The following is a 21,592-nucleotide window of genomic DNA, read 5'->3' as shown; positions in this document are numbered from 1 at the left end:
TGAAAGTTCGGACCATTCGTCGCTTTGCCCCCCAGCGCCTACGACGTTATTCTGCATAGCAGCAAGGTTAGGGGGGAATTGTTAAAATGACAACAAGCGAAGATCAGACACCTCAGGTACCCGAAGAACATATTGAACGCCTTAAAGAAAACATGACCAAGGTCGAAGAACTGTCAAAAAGGCTGGTCGAAATTCTTGCCGGAAAAAAGACGCATACCCCCGCGCTGGACGGTCCGAATCAAGAATTGTTTGCAAGGGCAGCAACGGCCTATCTGACAGAGGCGTGGCAAAATCCCGCCAAGCTGCTGGAGCAGCAGATCGAATATTGGGGCAAGTCGGTTCTGAACTACGCCGAGGCGCAGCAAGCTTTCACCAAAGGCGAGATTGACGACGGTGACAACAGGCCGTCCGATAAACGGTTCTCCAACCCCATGTGGGACTCCAACCCCTATTTCCGCTTTATCCGACAGCAGTACCAGACCAATGCCGAAGCCATTTCGCAGGCCGTCGCGTCGGTCGAGGATATGGATACCAAGGACAAACAGCGTCTGCAGTTCTTTTCGCAGCAGATCATCGACATGATGTCGCCGACGAATTTTCTGGCAACCAACCCGGACGCGCTGGAAAAGGCGGTCGAGACAGAAGGGCAGTCGCTGATCAAAGGGCTGGAGAACCTCGTCGCAGACCTTGAGGCCAACGACGGCGAGATGGTGGTGCGACTGGCGGACGAAAGCGCGTTCGAGGTTGGCGGCAATATCGCCACAACCCCGGGCGACGTGGTATTCCGCAACCGCCTGATGGAATTGATCCAGTACAAACCGGTAACCGAAACGGTTCACGAAACCCCGATCGTTCTGTTCCCACCCTGGATCAACAAATTCTATATCCTCGACCTCAAGGCGCAGAACAGCCTTATCAAATGGGTGACCGAGCAGGGTTATACTCTGTTTGTCGTCAGCTGGGTTAACGCAGACAATTCGCACGCCGATATCGGCATGGACGATTACGTGCAGGAGGGCTTTCTGACTGCTATCGAAGAAGCCAAGTCCATCTGCAAGGTCAAACAGGTTAATGCGGTAGGGTATTGCATCGCCGGTACAACGCTCGGCCTGACGCTGTCATTGCTGAAACAGCGCGGTGACAAATCCATCAAATCCGCAACCTTCTTCACCGCGCTGACCGATTTCGGCGATCAGGGAGAATTCACGCCCTTCCTGCAGGACGATTTCGTGGACGGCATCGAAGATCAGGTTTCAAAAGACGGGGTGCTCAAGGCCTGGGTTGTCGGACGCACGATGTCCTTCCTTCGCTCGAATGACCTGATCTATGGCCCCGCCATCCGCAGCTATATGATGGGAGAGACGCCGCCCGCATTCGACCTTCTGTTCTGGAACGGGGACGGGGCGAACCTGCCCGGGCGCATGGCGGTCGAGTATCTGCGCGGTCTGTGCCAGCGCAATGATTTCGTGACCGACGGGTTCGATCTTCTGGGGCACAAGCTGCATGTCCGCGACGTCGACGTACCTCTGATGGCCATCACCTGTGAAACCGATCACATCGCGGCCTGGAAATCCTGCTACCGGGGCGTTCAGCAGATGGGCTCGCGCTCGAAGACATTTGTGGTGTCCGAATCCGGTCATATCGCGGGGATCGTCAACCCGCCCAGCAAGAAGAAATATGGCCACTACACTAACGCCGACATGAAACCCGATGCCGACACCTGGCTGAAGGATGCCGACTTCCACCAGGGGTCCTGGTGGCCGCTGTGGGAGGCCTGGCTTAAAAAGCGTTCGGGCAAGCAGATACCCGCCCGCTCGCCCGGCGATTCGGATCATCCCTCGCTGGCGGCGGCACCCGGGACATATGTCCTGGTCAAATCAACCAGTTGATTTCGCGCAATTCCTGAAATTTTTCTGCATTGCAGCAAGAAAAAACTTGCAATGCTGCAATGCAGCAATCATATTGCCCTCAAGCTGATGAAAACCGGGGTGGGCCCGGTTCGGCAACAAGGATTACGACAATGGCAAAGACTCAAGACTTTACCGCGACCCTGAAAGACATGATGGGCGCGTTCCCCGTTGACACCACCGCGCTGGAAGGTGCCTTCAAATCGACCGCGACCCTGAACGAAAAACTGTCGGGCGTTGCTCTGGAAGCAGCAGAAAAATCGGCTGAGATCTCGAACAAATGGACCAAGGACACCCTGGCCAAACTGACCGAGATGTCGAAAGCAAAGGCCGAGCCTGCTGACTATGCAAAAGCCGCAACCGATTTCGCAAGCGCGTCGGCTGAAGTTGCTGCTGAAAACATGGCTGCTTTCGCTGAGATCGCGAAAAAGCTGCAGTCCGAAACCGTCGAGCTGCTGATGGCTGCTGGCAAAGAAGCTGCCGAAGACGCAACTGCTGCCGTCAAGAAGGCCACCAACGACGTGACCGCTGCTGCCAAGAAAGCAACGGCTGCCAAGTAAGAAAAGCCGCGAGGCGCACCCATTCCTCCCAAACGGTGCAATCGCGTGGGGCAGGTCGTTTGACCTGCCCTTTCTTTTTGTTCTGCGCTCGCATAATCTCTGCTGCAACGCATCATCCTTGGGGAGGGTAAACGGTGTCAGAACAAGAAAAACCGCTGTTGATCAAACGTTATGCCAGCCGCCGGCTGTATAACACCGAGACCAGCGACTATGTGACTTTGGAAGATATAGCGACCTTTATTCGCGACGGGCGCGAAGTGCAGATTATCGACCTGAAAACCGGTGATGACCTGACCCGGCAATATCTGTTGCAAATCATCGCCGAACACGAAAGCCGGGGCGAAAATGTCCTCCCGGTCAATGTGCTGAACGATCTGGTCCGCAGCTACATGATTCCGGGCGGAGGGATGATGCCGCAATTCCTGCAAAGCTCGTTCGAAATGCTACGCGAAAGCCAGAGCAAGATGATGGAAAACATGAACGCCATGAACCCGATGTCTCAGATGCCTGGGTTCGAAGCGATGCAGGCGCAGCAACAGGCCTTTCTGAAGGCGATGACCGGCGGTTTGTCCGGCGGATGGTCTGGGCCCGAGAAGGACGAGAAAGACAAGTCTGAATCAAAGGAAGATCTGGATGATATCAAAAAGCAACTGGCCGAGTTGCAGCAAAAACTGTCCAAGCTGAACTGAAGTCATCACCGATGCGTTGGCTGGCCCTGAGCGTCGCGCTGCTTTGGATGCAGCCTGCGATGTCTCAGGGTCTTTATTCCGATACCTGGTCCCCGATTTGTACGCTTGGAGCGGAGGCGCGGTCCGGCTGCGCCGACATTCGCGAACGCGAGATTCTGGATGCGGCAATGCCGCCGTGGCAGGCCATCGGTCGGATCAATTTTGCCAGCAGAGACCAGCGATCGCATTGTACCGGAGTGCTGGTATCAGAGCGTGAGGTTCTGACTGCAGCACATTGTTTATACAACGCTTCTCGGCAACGATGGATTCCTGCATCCAGTATCATCTTTGCGGCCGGATATCAGCGCGGGGCTGCCGTTGCGGTCTCGGCCGTCGACAGGTACCGATTTCATTCCGAACAGGGCGTTGGCGGAGGTTTTGATGATCGGACTGATCTGGATTGGGCCGTTCTGGAGCTCAGCGAACCGCTTGGTCAGGAACTGGGGTTTCTGCCTCTGGCAGACACCGTTGCGGCGAAGCCCTTTGTCGCCGGGTATCCGGCCATTCGCCCGCATGTGCTGAGCAGAACCAGGACCTGCGCGCCGCGTGACCTTGAAGGCGGGATGCTGTTGGCGGTCTGCCCGGTCATGATGGGGGATTCCGGCGCCCCCCTTTTGGTGCAGACGCCAAGCGGACTTCAGGTTGCCGCAGTCCTGTCCCGTGTTGCCGTAACCCCCGAAGGGATTACAGCATTGTTTCTGTCAATCAGGTTGTTTGACCTTGATGCACAATAGACGTCAGGTGCCGTAAACGGGTACGGGACCGGTCACTTCACCCACCGACGCCAGCAGGATATCGGCGATCACATCCAACTCTTCTTTCGTCAGCCGCACGGGCAGGCGTACGTCACAGGCTTTCATCAGCATGTCCCGTGTTTGTGTCAGCTCAGCTTTCTCGGGCAGGAATTGCCAGTTCCAGAAGGCGCGCGCGTTGTCTTCGCTCAGACCGAAGACCTGAACCTTGACGCCACGCACCTCGGCAGCGGCAGCAAAGGCGCGGATTTCCGACTCGTCCAATCCGACCAGGTTGAACTGAATCGAATCCGGCGCGCGGCGTTCAGGCGCCAGCGGGGCCGGGACGTTGATATAGGGGGATGAATTCAGCCGCTCGGCCACGTAGTCGTGATTGGCCAGACCGTCACGCACGCGCCGCGCCAATTCGGGGATCTGCGGCCGGATCACGGCGGCGCTCAGGTTGCTCATCCGCAGGTTATAAAGCGGCAGCCGGTTCTGCCAGCGGGCAAAGGCCTGCTCCAGTTCGGGCGAGTTGTCGCCATGCGGTGTTTTGTGTTTCTTCCAGTTGTGCTCGTAAGCGCCCGACATGATGACAGCGCGGGCAACCAGATCGGCGTCGTCGGTGATCAGGATACCGCCTTCGCCCGCGTTGATCATCTTGTAGGACTGGAACGAGAAACAGCCCACCTTGCCGATGGTACCGATATTGCGGCCGGCCCATGTGGTGCCCAGCGAATGCGCGGCGTCTTCGATCACGGGAATGTCGCGTGCGTCGCACAGCGCCATGATCGCATCCATGTCCGAGGTGTGGCCGCGCATATGGCTGATGATCACAGCCTGCACATCATCCAGCCTGGCTGCGAAATCTTCCATGTCGATGCGGTAGTTCTCGCCCACTTCGCACAGCACCGGAATGCAATCCGCATGCACGACCGAGGAGGGAACCGCGGCAAAGGTGAAACCTGGGATCAGAACCCGCGCATCGCGTGGCAGGCCCAGCGCCTTGAGCGACAGGAACAGCGCAGCCGAACAGGACGAAACGGCCAGCGCATATTTGCTGCCCAGCAGGGCGGCAAACTCGGCCTCAAGCAAAGCGACGGGTGCATCCTGCGGCGCTGTATACCGGAACAGATCGCCGGATTGCATCAGGGCGTCAATGGCTTCTCTGGCGGCTGCGGGGATGGGTTCGGCGTCATGAACGTTTGGTGGAAGCGTCATATTTGATTTTCCCAAATTCTATCTTTGGGAAAGATAAAGCTAAACAAAAAGCGTTCCAAGCCCTCTTTCACCGGGTTGGCGAAATTTCACCAATCTGTCGCAATCTTGGAAGGTCAGATCCCCAACCGGTCGCGCAGGGCAAACCACGTCATCGCCAGAACCAGCAGCGGACTGCGCAGCGCCGGACCGCCAGGAAAGGGCAGGGCGGGTACGCGGGCCATGGTATCGAACCCCTCGGCTTGTCCCTGAATGGCCATTGCCATCAATTGACCGGCATGTGTGGCTGTGCCGACGCCATGTCCGGAATAGCCCGAGGCCGACAGGATGTTGGGCGCAACCCGCGTCAGATATGGCATCCGCCGCATGGTAATGCCCAGAGTTCCACCCCACGCATAGTCGATTTTAACATCCCGCAGATGCGGGAAAATCTCGGTCATCGGTTTCCGGACTTTGGCGGCGATGTCGGTTGGAAAACGGTAGCCATAGCTTTCACCGCCCCCGAACAGAAGGCGGCCATCAGCGCTGAGCCGGAAATAGTTCACCACGAATTTGGTATCAGCGACGGCGACGTCCCGGGACAGGACATTTGCTGTCTCGGACCCCAGCGGTTTTGTCGCGGCAATGAAATTGTTGATCGGCATGACCCGGGCCGCCACCTTGCGGTTCAGATCTCCAAGATAGCCGTTGCAGGCCAGAATTACGTGGTCAGCCCTGACTGCGCCCTTCTCGGTGCGCAGAGTGGCCGGAAAGCCCTCATCAATGGTCGAAACCTCGGTGCTTTCAAAGATGCGAGCGCCCGCCTTTGTCGCGGCCTGCGCCAGCCCAAGGGCAAAGTTCAGCGGGTGCAGATGCGCCGCGCCCATGTCCAGATACCCGCCCTTGTACGCAGGCGAAGGGCAAAGCGCGTGACCCGCGTTTTCGTCTAGCAGTTCGATCTGGTCATAACCATAGCGGTTGGACAGGTGGGCCGCATGGTCATGCAACTCATTCTGTTCACCGGCCGACAATCCCAGCACGGCCACGCCGGGTTTCAGATCACACTCGATCCTGTGTTTTGCGATCAGGGATTTGACCAGCGCCTTGGCATCCTCGGCCAGATCCCAAAGTCTGCCGGCGTTATCATCCCCGACCAACCGTTCGAGGTCTTCCTGATCCATCCGCTGTGCGCTGCCCAGTTGGCCGCCATTGCGACCCGATGCGCCAAAGCCTACGCGATGGGCCTCAAGCAGAACCACGTCGAACCCGGCCTCGGTCAGATGCAACGCTGCCGACAGCCCGGTATACCCGCCGCCGACAATGCACACGTCCGCCTTTATGTCCGCTTCCAGTGGCGGATACCGATCCAATGGATTGGCCGTCGCGGCATACCAACTGTCAGGATACTCGGCCTTGCGGTCGTTGGAATAGAGCAGGTTCATCGCGCGGCTCAGACATTCATCAGAAGGTGCTCGCGCTCCCACGGAGAGATGACTTGCAGAAACTCTTCGTATTCGGCGCGTTTGACGATGCCAAAGACGCGGGCGAATTCGGGTCCGAGCACCTCGTGCAGGGCGGTGGCCTCGTCGAAAAGATCCAGCGCGTTGCCCATGACCTGCGGAATGTCGCCCTCGCCTTCATAAGCATCGCCGTAAAACTGTCGCCGCGGGCGTTCCTGTTGGGTAAGACCCAAAAATCCGCAGGCCAGCGACAGGGCGATACCCAAATACGGGTTACAGTCCATTCCGGCGATCCGGTTTTCGATCCTGCGCGCTTCGGGTCCGGACAGCGGCACCCGAATGCCAGTGGTGCGATTGTCCCGCGCCCATTCCAGGTTAATGGGGGCCGCGTGGTCTTTCACATAGCGGCGGTAGGAGTTGACGTAGGGAGCCATGACGGCCAGACCGGCGGGCAGGTGGTTCTGCAGGCCCGCGATATAGTGGTAGAAGGCGTCCGTTTCACCACCCTGCGGACCGGAAAAGATATTCTGTCCGGTTTCCATGTCGATGATCGAATGGTGGATATGCATGGCCGAGCCGGGCTCATCCTCGATCGGTTTTGCCATGAAGGTGGCAAAGCAATTATGCCGCAAGGCGGCTTCGCGGATCAGACGTTTGAAATAGAAAACCTCATCCGCCAGCTTGACCGGATTGCCGTGCCGCAGGTTGATTTCCAACTGTCCGGCACCGCCTTCCTGCGTGATGCCGTCGATTTCAAACCCCTGATGTTCGGCGAAATCATAAATGTCGTCGATCACCGGGCCGAATTCGTCCACCGCAGTCATCGAATAGGCCTGCCGTGCAGCCGCCGGGCGGCCCGACCGCCCCATCATCGGCTTGATCCCCTGCGCCGGATCGACATTGGGTGCGACCAGATAGAACTCCATCTCGGGGGCGACAACCGGTTTCCAGCCCTTGTCGTGATACATTTGCACGACGCGTTTGAGCACATTGCGCGGGCTGAACGGGATCGGGTTGTCGTCTCGGTCATAGGCGTCATGGATCACCTGCAGCGTCCAATCCCCAGTCCATGGCGCGGCGGACGCGGTCGAGAAGTCGGGCTTCAGGATCATGTCCCGTTCAATAAAGCCGTCTTCGCCCGCGGCTTCACCCCAATCGCCGGTAATGGTCTGGTAAAAGATGCTGTCGGGCAGGTGGAAATAGGACTGGCGTGCGAATTTCGAGGCAGGCACAGCCTTGCCGCGTGCGATCCCCGGCAGGTCCGAGATTATGCATTCGACCTCATCCAGCCGCTGGCCATCAATATAGGTCCGCGCTGCCTCCGGCAGCTGATCTTTCCAGTCGGCCATCAGGCCCTCTCTTTCTTCAGGAATTCCGCCATGTGCCGCGCGATTTTCGGATTGTCGTCGGGGCCGGAGCGGCGGTCGGCGGCGGCTTGCAACAGCGGATCGGGGACCACGCCTTTGCCGCGCGTTTCCATCAGACCCTGAATGAAGGCGTCGCCATATTCCGGGTGCGCCTGAACCGTCCAGATGCTGTCGCCATAGGCCACCATCGCATTGCGGCAGAAGGCGTTTGAGCCGGTCACTCGTGCCCCTGCGGGCAATTCGACCACCTGATCCTGATGCCAGGCGTTCAGCGACACGGTCTGGTCTTCAAAATCATAGTCGGTCCGCCCGACGGACCATCCGCCCTTGAACTTTTCGACTTTGCCGCCAAGCGCTTGCGCGATGATCTGATGCCCGAAGCACACACCAATCAGGGGGCTGCCCCTTTTCTGAATGGCGCGGATCAGATCCTCAAGCGGGGGGATCCACGCGTGATCCTCATACGCGCCGTGACGCGAACCCGTGATGATCCAGCCATCGGCCTGATTTTCGTTCTGGGGGAATTCATTGTCGACCACCGAGAACGTTTCAAACTCAAACCCGTTTCCGTCCAGAAGGGCGCGAAACATGGCGTCGTATTCGCCGAATTGGTCATGCAACTCGTCTGGGGGGTGGCCGGTCAGAAGTATGCCGATTTTCATGGGTCACCAAATTTGATCAAATTTATTCTAGCTCAGCGCAACTGGTCGGGCAAGAGGGGTCATACGGCCTCAAGATAGCTGAGCCAGTGGTCCTCGGGCGGTTGTTCGGCAAAGCGCCGGATTTCCTGGCGCTTTGTCATGGCGAAATTGCGGATCAGATCGGCGGGAAAGATGCGCGCGACCAATGGATCGGTTTCAAACGCCGCAATGGCGGATGACAGATCCGGCGACATCTGGGGCAAGCCTTCGATTTCATATGCGTTGCCCGTGATCGGGGCGGGCGGCTCTGCCTCATCCTCGATTCCGTTCAGCGCGGCACCAAGGACAGCGGCCAGCATCAGGTACGGGTTGATGTCCCCACCGGCGACGCGGTGTTCGATCCGCCGCGCTGCTGGCGCGCCGCCGGGGACGCGCAGGGCGGCGGTGCGGTTTTCATAAGCCCAGCTTGCGCCGGTCGGGGCGTGCGCGCCGGGCAACAGGCGCGTGTAGGAATTTTTGTGCGGGGCGAAAACCAGCGTGCAGCCGGGTATCGCCGCGAGGCATCCCGCCACGGCCCAGCGAAGCAATCCGGTGCCCTCGGGGCCGCCATTGTCGAACACGTTTTGGCCCTGACGGTCCACGACCGAGAAATGCACGTGCATCCCGTTCCCGGCATCATCGGCATAGGGTTTGGCCATAAACGTGGCTGAAAATCCGTGCCTGCGCGCCAGTCCGCGTGTCAACGCCTTGAAAAGCCACGTATCATCGGCACATCGCATCGCGTCCTGATGGTTCAGGTTGATCTCGAACTGACCAATACCGCTTTCGGATATCGCGGTCTGAGCCGGAATGCCCATTGCCGCGCAGCCGTCGTAGAGATCGGTAAAGAAGGCATCGAACGCATCCATTTCTGCCATGGACAGGACCGCCTCATCAACCAGACGACGGCCGGTCACGGGATTAACAGGCGGCTTAGGTTGGGACCCCGAGGCGTCGAGCAACGTGAACTCCAACTCGGTTGCTGCAACCACGGACCAGCCCCGTTCGGCGTACCGGTCGAGTATGGCTGACAACGCGTGCCGGGGATCGCCGGAAAAGGGTCTGCCGTCATCGTCGAACAGGCACATAGGCACCAAAGCCGTTTCGGGGTCCAGCCACGGAACCGGGACAGGGCCGCGATTCGTTGGCCGCAGAACGCCATCGGCGTCGCCGGTTTCGAAAACAAGCGGGCTGCCGTCGATATCCGCACCCCACAGATCGACGTTCAGCGCCGAAAAGGGCATTCGGACCGCACCCCTGTCCAGCTTGTCGGCATAAGCGGGCGGCACACGCTTGCCGCGCATCTGGCCGTTCAGGTCACACGCAGCAACACGAAAGCTGTGCAGGGCGCTCAGGTCCATCGGGTTCTCCATCACCATGGTTCCCCGAGACTTAATCGACGCGGCGCGCCTTGTCACGAAATTTGATCAAATTGCCCCGCGCCCATGACCAGGGGCGCGGGGCAGTTGTGTCACGAGAAGGTGACGCCGTTTTCAGCCATTGGCAGTTCGGCAACGTGCAGGCCCGACAGGGCGCTGATGGCGTTAGCCAGCGCCGGCGCTGACGGGGGTGTTCCGGGCTCGCCCACACCGGTCGGTGCCTCGGCCGATGGCACGATGTGCACATCGATTGCGGCAATGTCACCGATCCGAAGCGGTTCGTAGTCCGGGAAGTTGAACTGATCGACGGCACCGCTGGTCAGCGTGATTTTGTCGCGCATCACATGGCCGATGCCGTATCCGATGCCACCTTCCATCTGGGCGCGCACGATATCCGGGTTCACGGCAATCCCGCAATCCACGGCGCAGGTGACCTTTTCGATCCTGATGCCGGCATCCGGATCGCCCGAAATCTCGACAACCTGGGCCGCGTAGGACCCAAAGGACTTGTGCACCGCGATGCCCTGAGACCGGCCGGCGGGCACATTGCCCCAACCGGCCTTTTCAGCCGCCAGTTTCAGCACATTGGCCTTGCGCTGCTGATCCGGATCGCCCGCATCCGCCAGATGGGAAAGACGGAATTCCACCGGGTCGCGCCCGGCAGCTTTGGCCGCCATATCCATCATGGTCTCCATTGCGTAGGCCGTATGGGTGTGACCCACAGATCGCCACCACAGAACCGAGGTTGCCTTGGGTGTATCCGTCAGCCCAAGCGACATGCCGGGGATCTTGTACGGGCTGTCGGCAATGCCTTCGATCGAGCTGTGATCGACCCCGTCATGCACGGCAAAGGATTCAAACGCCGTGCCCTTCATGATCGATTGTCCGGCCACCTGATGCTGCCAGCCGACGATGTTTCCATCGGCATCCAGCCCTACGCGAACCTTATGCCCGAATGCGGGGCGGTAATAACCGCTGCGGAAATCATCCTCGCGCGTCCAGACCAGTTTAACCGGGCGCGAGCGGTCGGTGACCACAAAGGCCAGCGCGGCCTCGACCTGATAGTCCGCATCCGGCGTTGCGCGACGCCCGAACGAGCCGCCCGCCAGCATCGTGTTGATGTGGATCTTTTCCGGCGGCAGGTTAAAGATCTGCTGATAGGCCATGTGCGGGCCGGTTGGCATCTGGCTGCCATCATGCAGCACGATATCACCGTCAGACGTCTGCTCGATTGTGCAGGTCAGCGGTTCCATCGGCGCGTGGGCCAGCAGCGGGAAGTAGAAGGTGTTTTCGACGACTTTGTCCGCACCGTCAATCGCCGCTGCGACCGCAGCCGCATCGGCCTTGTTCACGTTGTATGTCGGTTCCGCGTCCAGTGCTGCCATGATCTCGGCCCTGATCTGGTCCGAGTGACGGGTTTCGGCATTCGACACATCCCATTCGACCTCAAGCGCGTCCCGCGCCTGTATCGCGGCCCAGGTGTTTTCAGCATAGACTGCGACGCCGGCCTTGTTGGGCAGAACCGCCGAACTGATATAGCCTTTGACCTCCTGCGCGGCGCTGTCATCAAAGCCGGTGGCGATACCGCCGCGCGATTCAGGACGCTTGATCATGGCGACCATCTGGTTTGGCAGGTGAACGTCCATGGCGTACATCGCCTGTCCGTTGCCCTTGATGGCGGAATCCTTGCGGCGCACGGATTCGTTGCCGATCAACCGGAATTCCGACGGATCCTTCAGACGCGGCTCAGTCGGTGCTTCGAGTTGAGAGGCGGCGGCCACGAACTCGGCTATCGGTGCAGACTTGTCGCCTGCCGTGACGATCCCTTCCTCAATGGTGACGGCGGACGCGTCCACGCCCCAGCTTTGGGCAGCGGCGGCGATCAGCATTTCACGCGCAGCCGCGCCAGCCTGACGGTATTGCATCCACGAATTCGCCATCGCGGTCGAACCGCCGGTGCCCTGGAACGGGCCGAACAGCAGGTTGTTATAGACCTGCGGGTTGGATGGTGCGAACTCATATTCGATCTGATCCATACGCAGGCCGATCTCTTCGGCAATCAGCGTTGGCAAGCCGGTCGCGGGACCCTGGCCTTTCTCAAAATGCTTCACGATCGCGGTCACGGTGCCATCGGCATCGATTTTGACGAACGGGTTGAACTGCGCGGTTTCAGAAGATGCAGCCGCCAGCGCGCCGTCAGGACGGGCACCAACCAGCAGCACGACACCGGCTGCAGCGGCGCCTTTCAGAAATCCACGGCGTGATGTGTTAACAGTCATGATCAGGCCTCCAGAATCTCGGATGCGCGCTGGATTCCGGCGCGAATGCGTTGATAGGTGGCGCAGCGGCAGGCGTTGCCGTGCATATATGAGTCAATGTCCTCGGCCGAGGGTTTGGGATTTTCGGACAACAGGCCAACAGCCGACATCACCTGTCCCGACTGGCAATAGCCGCACTGAACCACGTCCAGCTCGACCCAGGCCTGTTGCACGGCCGCTCCGATCTTGCCGTCGCCAATCGCTTCGATTGTGGTGATTTCTGCATCTTCAACGTCTTCGATATAGGTCTGGCACGAGCGCACCGGCTCGCCGTTAAGATGTACGGTGCATGCGCCGCACGAGGCGACGCCGCAGCCGAATTTCGTTCCGGTCAGTTTGAGCTCGTCCCGGATCACCCACAGCAGGGGCGTGCCGGGTTCGGCGTCAACCGTGTGGGTCTCGCCATTCAGTTTCAAAGTCAAAGACATGAGGGGGTCTCCTGTTGGGCTGGTTACCTGAATCGGTAAACTGGCGGGTTTACACTACGCCAAGTTGTTTTGCCTGTAAACCGGAGAGTTTACGTAGTGTTTGACCTTGATCCGTCAATGGGTCTATAGCTGTGAAATATGACGGATTGCAGCGCGCCCAACGCGTCCAAACATACTCAGATCATCGAAGCGGCGGTGGCCGAATTCCAGGAAAAGGGGTTCGCTGCGGCAAGTATGGACCGCATCTCCGCCCGCGCCGAGGTTTCAAAGCGCACACTCTACAAGTATTTTGAAAGCAAGGAAAATTTGTTTCGATCCATTGTGGTCGAGCTGTCCAGCCGTTTCGCGGGCGTGTTGGATATCCGGTACCAAAAAGGCCGGGACATTCGCGAACAGCTGATCGATCTGGCCTGGGCCGAGGGCCGGATTCTGATGCTGCCCGAAGTCATCGCGATGTCGCGGATGGTGATCAGCGAAACATTGCGCAACCCGGTTCTGGCGGCGGCGGCGCAGGGCAAGCTGGACAAGACTCCGATCTTCGTCGCCATGCTGAGGGATGCCGCCAGCGACGGGCAATTGGTGATCAAGGACCCCGAACAGGCCGGCCGCGAGTTTATCGGCCTCATCAAGGCCAGAGCCTTTTGGCCGATGATATTCACCGGAGAAGTCCTGAGCAAAGCCGAGATGACTTCGACCGTCGAAAGCAGCGTCGATATGATCCTCAGCCGATACGGCGCAACTGCCTCCGCTCACGGCTAGATGCCACGGATGCCCCATTTGCTGGTTTGACTCCCGATCGCTTGCGAGCCTCGTACTCCGAAGTTTTTAACGAAAGTGAGTCCGGCTTTGACAGTTGGCCGTATTTGGCGGTGTCCTGTCCCATCAGTTGTGCTACACCATCGCACGCCGGAATCGCAGACCGACGTAAATCCGGAAACTCAACTGGGGACTTCGCGCAACCATGTTGTCCGGTCGTTGCAGAGATATGGAGCTAATGCTTTGAAAAACAACGCACAAAATGCGGCGCGGTTAAGCGTGGCTCCGATGATGGATTTGTGCGACTGAGCGTAGGGTGTTGTTTTTTATGTGTTTGTTAGGGGTGAATTTGGTGCGAAGCATATTTGTAGCATTAGTCCCTGCCTGATGGTGAAGCCGTGCTTCACTTGATTGACGATGCAGCATTTTCGGTAATTCGGCAAGCGACGGGCGGGGAAACGCCGTGCTTCTTCTTTGGCGGGAACTCTAAGAATGATGTGCCTTGGTTAAACCCTCTGGCTGCACAGCCGAAGGCCGGTGACTTTCGCCTCACCGCGTGGCTAGGTGTTCTTCGGGGTTCATGAAGAATTCCCGGAGGAATACTTGATACTGCAAGTCGCGCCCGAACTCACTTTCTCAACTTTCAATAGGAGTTCGTGAGCAGAATCAGAGTTTTCCATTGTCCTTGTGACTTCATCTGACTTTGGTCTCTCATGGCACGGGAATAGGTCACGGGAATTCCGGCCCAAATGTATGTTCCGGCTGCTGTTCGCAAATGATTTCTCACACGTTTTCGGAAGTCGCCCATATGTATCCGACCTACTGATCGACACGCGGGTCGTGGGTGAGCAGCCTCATCTGACTGGTGCAAATTGATTGTTTGTGCATCGTCGGCCTGTGATCCATCGGGATGATGGATTCAGGTGCCGGCGGGCGGTAGCCCAGAACACTGTGGGGACGTTTTGTGTTGTTGTGTTTTCTCGATTGTTCGATCAGAATTTGAGCTTCGCGTAGGCTGTAGAAGATCTCACCGTTGAGCAGTTCGTCCCTGAACCGGCCATTGAAGCTTTCACTGTATCCGTTCTCGCCCGGGCTGTCAGGTTCGATGTAAGCCGTTTTGGCGCCAACGACGGCGATCCAGTCTCGGACAGCTTGGGCGACAATTTCCGGCCCGTTCTCAGAATGTATGAAACTGGGTGTGCCGCGAAGTATGAACAGGTCTGTCAGGATGTCGATTACATCGGTCCAGTTCAGCTTCCGCTCGACCCGGGTAGCCAAATACTACCGACTGTACTCATTAAGGATGTTCAGCTCCCGGAAGGCTTTGCCATCATCGGTTCGGCAATGGACGAAGCTATGCGATCAAACATGGTTGCGATACTCTGGCCGTAGCCGAACGCAAGAGCCGCCATTTGGCCATAACCTACCTTTCTTTGATTGTTTCATTGGCACTTTCAGCCCCTTTCGCCGCCGCTCGCCATTGTGTTCGAACCAATGGTGCATCAATGGCTCTCCGTTCAACCCGCCCATCACTGACGGACCATCCAGCCTCTCAGCGGCGCAGCGATCCTGCGATAACCATATCGGCCATATTGACGGGCCAGCTCGATCATGTCGGTGACCAGTCGGTCCTCGTCTGCGCGGCCTTGTGGGACGCGCCGTTGCGTGGACCGGTGTTGTCCAAGCCGCGACAGCGCGTCTCTCGGAAACGTTCAGCTGTTTGCGTACATGGCTGATGCAGGTACGGTGACGAGCGGCGCTCAGTAGGGCTGCGCGTTCAGGCCTGCAATTCATCCACTGAATGATTTTCTTTTCGGCCTTCATCCTTTGCGGCTTCCGTCAGGATCAGCTTGTCCAACGTCAGATCGGACACCGCACGTTGCTATCGTTCGTTCTCTTTCTGAAGCCGGTTCAGTTCTTTCAACTGATCTACACCCATTCCGCATTCGCAGTTGGGCTCGAACCATTGGCGCCTTCAACGGCTCATTTCTTTCGCCAACGGTAATAGGTTTGTTCAACAACGCCGATCTGCCTGATCGCATCAAGACGGGACATGCCTTGCCCCATCAGAACTTCAACCTGCCGTAACATCGAGACAAACTCTTCGGGCTTCGGTCTCTTGTTTGCCACTCGTGGTCCTCCGTTTCCTAGAGTCGACAAACCCCACAAATCTATCGCTGTATAAGCGCTATGGTTTCCAAGAGATGGGTTTAATCAAAGCCGACCATGCACCACTCCTGTTTCCGATGTTTCGAGCCGCCCAATAGCGATAGATCAAACGGCTGCATTGTCTCGCACAGCAGACCTTGATGCCGCCTGAACCGACTCGATGACCTACTGAAGCCGTCAGATTACCGGTTCGGAGCCCATGGTTGCCGTCGACCGAGCTTCGGACTTTCGCTCCTGCGGAAGGTCGCGAACCGCATTTTCCAAACAATCAGGACTGGATGGCAATTGGTCGCTGAGCGGGACAAGCCCGCCTTCTGCTCACGCGGCTATTGTTAGCGCAGCATCTGTTCGCACTCGCGGTAGTGATCTTGCTGCACAACAGCACAGGTCACCGAAGCGGTCGTTGTTAAGCGGTTTCGGTGGCGTCGTCGGAACCGTCGTTTCACCGCAGGCGGCTTGGACACGAAAAGACGCGGGACATGTCTGCCGTTAAAACGCAGCATAGCAAAGTCCGCCTTCGAACCTGGAGTTCGAATACAGGGATGTAGATTCAAGAGATTGGTATAAACTGTCTGCCAATCCGAAATGAAGGTTTACAACTACCTTCGCTGCCGTTTCGTATCTTTAGCGACTTGAACCACTCAAGTAAGGGCGCAGGAAACAACCACCCGCCTCACACACCTTGAGCTGTGATCAGTTGGAAATGTAGAACCTGTTTTTTCATCAGGTTCTACTTTCCAAAAACTGGCTAACGGTTAGGCAAGCTCACGCGCAATGCTACGTGCCTGGGCCTGAGCTGAGGCGACCGAAGCTTTGTGACGCTCATCGGCGAATTCCTGATACTCGGCCGCAGCTTCGAACATGCGTTCTGCGCCCAGGTACTTGCGCAATGTGCTGATATGCGCAGAAAGGTGACCTGAGTCATTGCGAATTCCACCCTCATCAAAGCCGAATTCGCCAGCCGAGGTCAGCAGCACCAGTGTTTTGCCGGACATGATCGGTTCCAGAGGGAAGTCGCCGCGCGCCAAATCAAACGTAAATGTCTTGTTGATCCGGATGATCTGATCAAACCAAGCCTTCAGGGCTGCGGGCATGCCGTAGTTGTACATGGGTGTCGAAATCAGCAGGATGTCGGAGCGGTCGAGCTCGTCAATCAGCGTATCAGACAAGCTGACCAAAGCGCTCTGTTCAGGAGTGCGTTCCTCTTCCGGTGTAAAGACGGACGCGATCCAGTCGTTGGAAATGAAATCCGGCGGGGTCATTCCGACGTCACGCACAATAACTTCGACGTTCGGATCAACCGTTTCCCATTCTTCCACGAAACTGTCCGCCAAAGCACGGGAAATGGAGTTATAGGCCGCAACAGGGTTGTCGGTGCGGCGCACGCTTGCGTCAATTCTCAGGATTGTGGTCATCTTGTCACCTAGTCAGTTTGCAATGAACCATTCAAAGGTGAAGCCAGAGACGCACAGGTACAAATGAAGAGAATTCTGAACAGAGTGAGCTGACCTCAGCCATCTCTAATCGCTGAAAAAATCTTCTCCAGATGAGACGCCGTCGCAAGTACATCCGCGTCCCTGTTTGCGCCGCCGCTCAAGGATAGGCTGACCCCCGGTCTCCGTTCTCCAAATGGAATGGAAATTGTTGGGGCATTGAGGAAAGCGGCTTTCATCGAGACCGACAGGATACGAGCGTTTTCCCGTGCAAAGACCCCTTTATCGCGGGTCACGGCTTGAACAGACGGCGGGTACGACGGCAATGTCGGGTAAAGCAGCATCTTCCCTGCCAGTTCCCTGCCAAAGTCTGAGATGAGTGCCCGCCGGATTTCCAGCAATGCCTGCAGATCTGTGCCAAGGATTGAAGCCGCCTGAGCAAGGCGATCCTGCACATTTGGGTCCAGTCTGGCCTGCTGGTCTCCGACCAAACTTGGCAGAAGACGAAAGGCTTCGGCACTCACCAGCGTTCCATAGGTTTGGAAGATCTCCGTGACACGAGTGAAACTTCGGATATCAACCCTTTCCAATTCGATGCCATGCTCGGACAAATGCTGCTGGGCCTGTTCGTACATTGTCTTGATTTCCGGGGTAAATCCCACCAGGGCATCTTCCCTCAGGCACAGAAGTTGACGGCAGGCGTGCCTGGTTTTTTTGCAATCCGACAAAACGCGATCCACAGCGCAAATCTGACTGACGTTTAAGGCGAGTGAGCCTGGCGTATCCAAGGAAGGTGCCAGAGGTAAAATCCCGGCGCTTTCATAGCAGTTCATAGTTGGGCGAAACCCCACAAGGCCCTGACAGGCGGCCGGAATGCGCACGGAGCCGGAGGTATCTGTTCCCAAGGCGATGTCGGCCAAGCCCAAGGCAACAGCTGATGCCGATCCGCTCGAGGAACCGCCAGGCACCATTGTACTGTCCAACGCATTCAGAGGGGTGCCGAAATGCGGATTAACTCCGAGCCCGGAGAAGGCGAATTCCGACATGTTCACATGGCCCAAGACGATCGCGCCCGCAGAACGGAGCCTGGCCACGATCGGGGCGTCATTGTCTGCTGGTTGAGGATCGATGGCCAAAGATCCAGCATGGCTTCGGAGCGCTTGCACGTCGATATTGGCCTTTACAGCAAGAAACTGGCCGTCCAACGGGCCAAGCAGCCTCCCTGCGGCCCGCCGCGCGGAGGCGGATCGGGCATCCTCCAACAGTCTTTCTGGCGCAACGCTAAGGAATACCTCGCGATGCGCGTCGAGCGAATCCAGGAAGTCGCGCGCCCGTTGAAGGATATTCATGTCGTCAGGACCGGAGCCTTATAATAAGGCAGTTCTTCAACCCGTACGCTTTGCCGGTCTGCCTCATATTGCGTGCGCACGTGCTGCGCGATCTCTCCGAGAGTGGCGAACCAGACGTCACCCCTGTTCAAGACGGTTTCCATCCAGTCTTCCACCTGCCGCCACCGCGCCAAACGCCCGGTCAGGAAGGGATGCCAAATACCGACCCAGAAGCCACCTTCTTCGTATTGGGCTTCGTATTCCTCCCAAAATGGGGTCAGCCCGGCGCGTGGCCCGGCGACGGGCATCATGTAGCCAATCTCCTCAAAATGGGCGAATTGCGGCCAGTCGTCGGTTCCCCAATGCGATGGTAGTTCGACCAAAGTCCGCCCGCCGGATCGCAAGATATATGGCACATCATCCGCCATCAGCGAACTGTCATAGTCGAATTCATGTTTGTTCAGCAGGTCGATGACGGTTTGCGTCACATTATAAACCGGTGCGCGATAGCCTTTTGGCACATTGCCCAGAACCCGCTTATGCGACTCCAGCGCGCGTTCAAACCAATAGGCTTGTTCAGACGCGCTGTGGTTTGTCGGGTCTTCGTGCAAATAGCCGTGATGGCCGATTTCATGACCATCTTTCAGGATGGCTTGCATAGCATCTGGATATTGCTCCACGACCCATCCGGGTGCGAAAAAGGACTGTTTCAGTTCAAGGCGTTTGTAGGTTTCTAGAATCCGAGGGATGGCAACCGTCGGCCCGTAGCGCCCCAAGGAGATCGGATAGAGGCGATCATGCCCGTCGACCGGCTTTGCGATATGGATCAAGCTGTCCGCATCGATATCAAAGGTGATCGCACAGGCGCATCGCGCGCCGTTTGGCCAGATAATCTTCTTCTGCATGGTCTTGCTCCTCTGTCACAATTGCGGGGCATTGTTCGTCAGCCAATCGTCATACCAGCGCTGCAATGCGGATTTGACGACGGCATATTCACTGGCGCTCAGCCTTTGATCCGCGGCGCGCTGCATGCTGTCGGTGATGTTTTGAAGAATTATCTTTTCGTCGCACTTTTGGGCCTCGCCGTGCGAAACGGCCAGTTGTCCGCCGGTGAAGACGCTCTGGATATCCGTGGATTTTGCAGAGCTGACCAACAGCTCAACCGGATCAATGCCGGGGTTTAACCAGGGACCTTCAAGACGGTCCAGGTGCAGGATCACAAAGTCGGCGCGTTTTCCAACGGACAGGCTTCCGATGCTATGATCCATACCCATCAAACGCGCGCCACCCAAAGTGGCCATGTCGAAAACATCCTTCGCGGTCAGGCTAGGGTTCGCCCGATCACTCGACCAGTAAAGGCTTAGCGCCAGACGCATTTCGGCGAACATATCGTCATCGCCTGCCAGGCTGGTCCCATCCATCCCCAGTGCGAGGTTGATGCCCATCCGCTTCATCAATGGCGCGGGTGCAATGCCGGACCGCAGCCGCAAATTGGAGCTAGGATTGCACACAATATGCGCGCGCGCATCGGCCACTCGCGCCAGATCTTTTTCGTCCGCCCAGACCATATGCGCCAAAGACAAGCCGTCAGTGAGCAGGCCAGCTTTGCCCAATTCTGCGATGGCACCCTGAAAACTCCAGGCTGTAGCCGACAGGTGCCGCAGCCGAGACTCTTCGGCATGGGTGTGAATGCGCTGGCCGCTTTCGCGAACCTCCCTGGCGATGTCGCACAGGGTCTCTCGGCCCGTCCAATGCGGTGCCGTGGGGCCAAACCAAACATCAGCGCATTCAGAAGCCGCGTATTCGCCATACGTCCTGGACAGAAGCCGCACATAGCTCTGCGGTTCAATACGTGCGCGCGCAACGTGCTGGCGTTGCAGTTTGCATCGCAGAACCTCGGGCAAGGTGGTCAGAAACGACTGGCTTTGCCCATATGGATGCACAAGCTGGTTGTGCCATCTCTCGCCCGGCGCGATGGCACAGGACAGGCCAAGCCCATTATATACGGCGATTTTGTCCCTTATCTTCGCTTCGGCAATAGCCGCTGTCTGACCCGCGGTGCAGGCATCCACAACAGCCGTTACCCCATTCTTCAGCAAGCGCATTGCCGCGTATTCGGTGGCGAGGCGCGGCGCAACGTCAGCTGCGCCGGCGGAGGCGAAAATCCAAGGCTCTAACAGGTCATCCCGTATCCCTTGGTTGATCAGGTTCACCCCACAGCAATGGTGATGCGCATTCACAAACCCGGGCAGGATCGCCGTGTTTGTGTCCGAGTGCACCCTTGCACTGGGATAACGTGACTTTAATACTGCCCGAGGCGCCAAGCCACCTATTCTGCCGTCTAGAACATACAGCGCGAAGTCGTTGTGACTATGGAAAGCATCTTCGATGATCCAACGGGCAGAAAATATGTCGCCGCCATTAGCCGTCATGAACAACAAATTCCAGCGCGCTGGGTTTGCCTTCGTCCCCATTGACTGGAGTGATATCTTGCGGGCAGGCCGACATCACGGCGTAGACTCGCATCTCAGCTTTGAATGTCATGCTATCCCCCGCCTTTGACACCGGCGCAGCCCAGGCAAGGCTGCCATCAGGGTGAACTGGGACGTTCATCCACAGATTGAAGGGCGCTGGCACATGCGGTGCTTTTTTCCCGATAGCAAGCAAGGCCTGCCTCAAGTTGTCGGCGCAATTGTCGTGGTAATCAGTAACGCCCAATTGCTTGTACCGGTTGGCATCGCAAGCGGCGACCGTTGTGTCATGCACACCCGGCGATGTGTCTTGGGTCAGCGTCAGAAGAGGATTGCGCAGATTGCTGACCAACCTGTCACCGACCTTTGGGAAAACAGACAGAAGATCCGTATGCACATGCGGCATAGACAAATATTCATGCAGCTCTGCCGCATTGAACGCCCAGAAATCGCAGACTTGCCAGCCGGTCGGATTGGTGATGGTCAATGTCTGTCCGGCTGTCAAACGCACCGCGACACCGCAACGTGCTGGCACTGTATACCGTTGTGCAATGACCGGGACGCCGTCGGCAGAGACCGTGCTGTTCAGAGTTTGATTGAAACCATGGGGTTGGGAAGGGTCAAAACTTTGCATGTGCAAGAACTCCTGGTTAGGGATTCAGAAACGCATGCTTCTCGGC

17 protein-coding genes and 1 pseudogene are annotated in these 21,592 nt (G+C 57.6%); 5 read left to right on the top strand and 13 right to left on the bottom strand.

Annotated features, from left to right (window positions below):
* The first annotated feature begins 86 nt into the window (after positions 1 to 86).
* From ACR0D8_RS09040 to ACR0D8_RS09025, 4 genes are all read left to right on the top strand, one after another.
* A complete protein-coding gene (locus ACR0D8_RS09040; RefSeq protein WP_480645825.1) occupies positions 87 to 1,889 on the top strand; it encodes a PHA/PHB synthase family protein in 1,803 nt (600 codons plus the stop codon).
* Positions 1,890 to 2,020: 131 nt separating this feature from the next.
* On the top strand, positions 2,021 to 2,467 hold the full coding sequence (locus ACR0D8_RS09035; RefSeq protein ID WP_475161988.1) for a phasin family protein: 447 nt from the start codon (positions 2,021 to 2,023) through the stop codon (positions 2,465 to 2,467).
* Positions 2,468 to 2,601: 134 nt separating this feature from the next.
* Positions 2,602 to 3,156, top strand: a complete 555-nt coding sequence (phaR, locus tag ACR0D8_RS09030; protein ID WP_475161986.1) for a polyhydroxyalkanoate synthesis repressor PhaR — start codon at positions 2,602 to 2,604, stop codon at positions 3,154 to 3,156.
* An 11-nt stretch (positions 3,157 to 3,167) separates the two neighbouring features.
* Complete coding sequence (locus ACR0D8_RS09025; RefSeq protein WP_480645824.1) at positions 3,168 to 3,929, top strand: trypsin-like serine peptidase; 762 nt, start codon at positions 3,168 to 3,170, stop codon at positions 3,927 to 3,929.
* Between the two features lie 3 nt (positions 3,930 to 3,932).
* Here ACR0D8_RS09025 and ACR0D8_RS09020 read toward each other — a convergent pair whose 3' ends face one another.
* From ACR0D8_RS09020 to ACR0D8_RS08990, 7 genes are all read right to left on the bottom strand, one after another.
* Positions 3,933 to 5,147, bottom strand: a complete 1,215-nt coding sequence (locus ACR0D8_RS09020; protein WP_480645823.1) for a DegT/DnrJ/EryC1/StrS family aminotransferase — start codon at positions 5,145 to 5,147, stop codon at positions 3,933 to 3,935.
* Between the two features lie 113 nt (positions 5,148 to 5,260).
* The gene (locus ACR0D8_RS09015; protein ID WP_480645822.1) at positions 5,261 to 6,565 is read right to left on the bottom strand and encodes an NAD(P)/FAD-dependent oxidoreductase; all 1,305 of its coding nucleotides are present in this window, start codon (positions 6,563 to 6,565) and stop codon (positions 5,261 to 5,263) included.
* An 8-nt stretch (positions 6,566 to 6,573) separates the two neighbouring features.
* Positions 6,574 to 7,932, bottom strand: coding sequence for a glutamine synthetase family protein (locus tag ACR0D8_RS09010; protein WP_480645821.1), 1,359 nt, complete (start codon positions 7,930 to 7,932; stop codon positions 6,574 to 6,576).
* Positions 7,932 to 8,612 carry a type 1 glutamine amidotransferase gene (locus ACR0D8_RS09005; RefSeq protein WP_480645820.1) on the bottom strand — a complete coding sequence of 227 codons (681 nt, stop codon included), beginning with the start codon at positions 8,610 to 8,612 and terminating at the stop codon, positions 7,932 to 7,934. The genes ACR0D8_RS09010 and ACR0D8_RS09005 overlap by 1 nt, the downstream gene beginning before the upstream one ends.
* Positions 8,613 to 8,671: 59 nt before the next feature.
* Positions 8,672 to 9,991 (bottom strand): glutamine synthetase family protein, encoded by a 1,320-nt coding sequence (locus ACR0D8_RS09000; RefSeq protein ID WP_480645819.1) that lies wholly within the window; start codon positions 9,989 to 9,991, stop codon positions 8,672 to 8,674.
* A 110-nt stretch (positions 9,992 to 10,101) separates the two neighbouring features.
* On the bottom strand, positions 10,102 to 12,288 hold the full coding sequence (locus tag ACR0D8_RS08995; protein WP_480645818.1) for a xanthine dehydrogenase family protein molybdopterin-binding subunit: 2,187 nt from the start codon (positions 12,286 to 12,288) through the stop codon (positions 10,102 to 10,104).
* A 2-nt stretch (positions 12,289 to 12,290) separates the two neighbouring features.
* Positions 12,291 to 12,755 carry a (2Fe-2S)-binding protein gene (locus ACR0D8_RS08990; RefSeq protein ID WP_480645817.1) on the bottom strand — a complete coding sequence of 155 codons (465 nt, stop codon included), beginning with the start codon at positions 12,753 to 12,755 and terminating at the stop codon, positions 12,291 to 12,293.
* A gap of 138 nt (positions 12,756 to 12,893) precedes the next feature.
* Here ACR0D8_RS08990 and ACR0D8_RS08985 point away from each other — a divergent pair, with 138 nt between their 5' ends.
* Positions 12,894 to 13,514 (top strand): TetR/AcrR family transcriptional regulator, encoded by a 621-nt coding sequence (locus ACR0D8_RS08985; RefSeq protein ID WP_480645816.1) that lies wholly within the window; start codon positions 12,894 to 12,896, stop codon positions 13,512 to 13,514.
* Positions 13,515 to 14,330: 816 nt separating this feature from the next.
* Here ACR0D8_RS08985 and ACR0D8_RS08980 read toward each other — a convergent pair.
* The 6 genes and pseudogenes from ACR0D8_RS08980 to ACR0D8_RS08955 all read right to left on the bottom strand — a co-directional run bounded on the left by ACR0D8_RS08980 (position 14,331) and on the right by ACR0D8_RS08955 (position 21,546).
* Positions 14,331 to 15,641, bottom strand: a pseudogene (locus ACR0D8_RS08980) (IS3 family transposase).
* A gap of 794 nt (positions 15,642 to 16,435) precedes the next feature.
* A complete protein-coding gene (locus ACR0D8_RS08975) occupies positions 16,436 to 17,095 on the bottom strand; it encodes an FMN-dependent NADH-azoreductase (RefSeq protein ID WP_480645815.1) in 660 nt (219 codons plus the stop codon).
* Between the two features lie 95 nt (positions 17,096 to 17,190).
* Positions 17,191 to 18,462, bottom strand: coding sequence for an amidase family protein (locus ACR0D8_RS08970; protein WP_480645814.1), 1,272 nt, complete (start codon positions 18,460 to 18,462; stop codon positions 17,191 to 17,193).
* A complete protein-coding gene (locus ACR0D8_RS08965; RefSeq protein ID WP_480645813.1) occupies positions 18,459 to 19,346 on the bottom strand; it encodes a polysaccharide deacetylase family protein in 888 nt (295 codons plus the stop codon). Before ACR0D8_RS08965 ends, ACR0D8_RS08970 begins: the two co-directional genes overlap by 4 nt.
* A 15-nt stretch (positions 19,347 to 19,361) precedes the next feature.
* Positions 19,362 to 20,873 carry an amidohydrolase family protein gene (locus ACR0D8_RS08960; protein WP_480646392.1) on the bottom strand — a complete coding sequence of 504 codons (1,512 nt, stop codon included), beginning with the start codon at positions 20,871 to 20,873 and terminating at the stop codon, positions 19,362 to 19,364.
* Positions 20,863 to 21,546: a DUF1989 domain-containing protein gene (locus ACR0D8_RS08955; protein ID WP_480645812.1), complete on the bottom strand. Its 684-nt coding sequence runs from the start codon at positions 21,544 to 21,546 to the stop codon at positions 20,863 to 20,865. The genes ACR0D8_RS08960 and ACR0D8_RS08955 overlap by 11 nt, the downstream gene beginning before the upstream one ends.
* Between the last annotated feature and the right edge of the window lie 46 nt (positions 21,547 to 21,592).

The organism is Ruegeria sp. BG10, from assembly GCF_056538575.1.
Note: the sequence above shows the minus strand (reverse complement) of the source record. Positions and strands in the feature narration are given on the sequence as shown.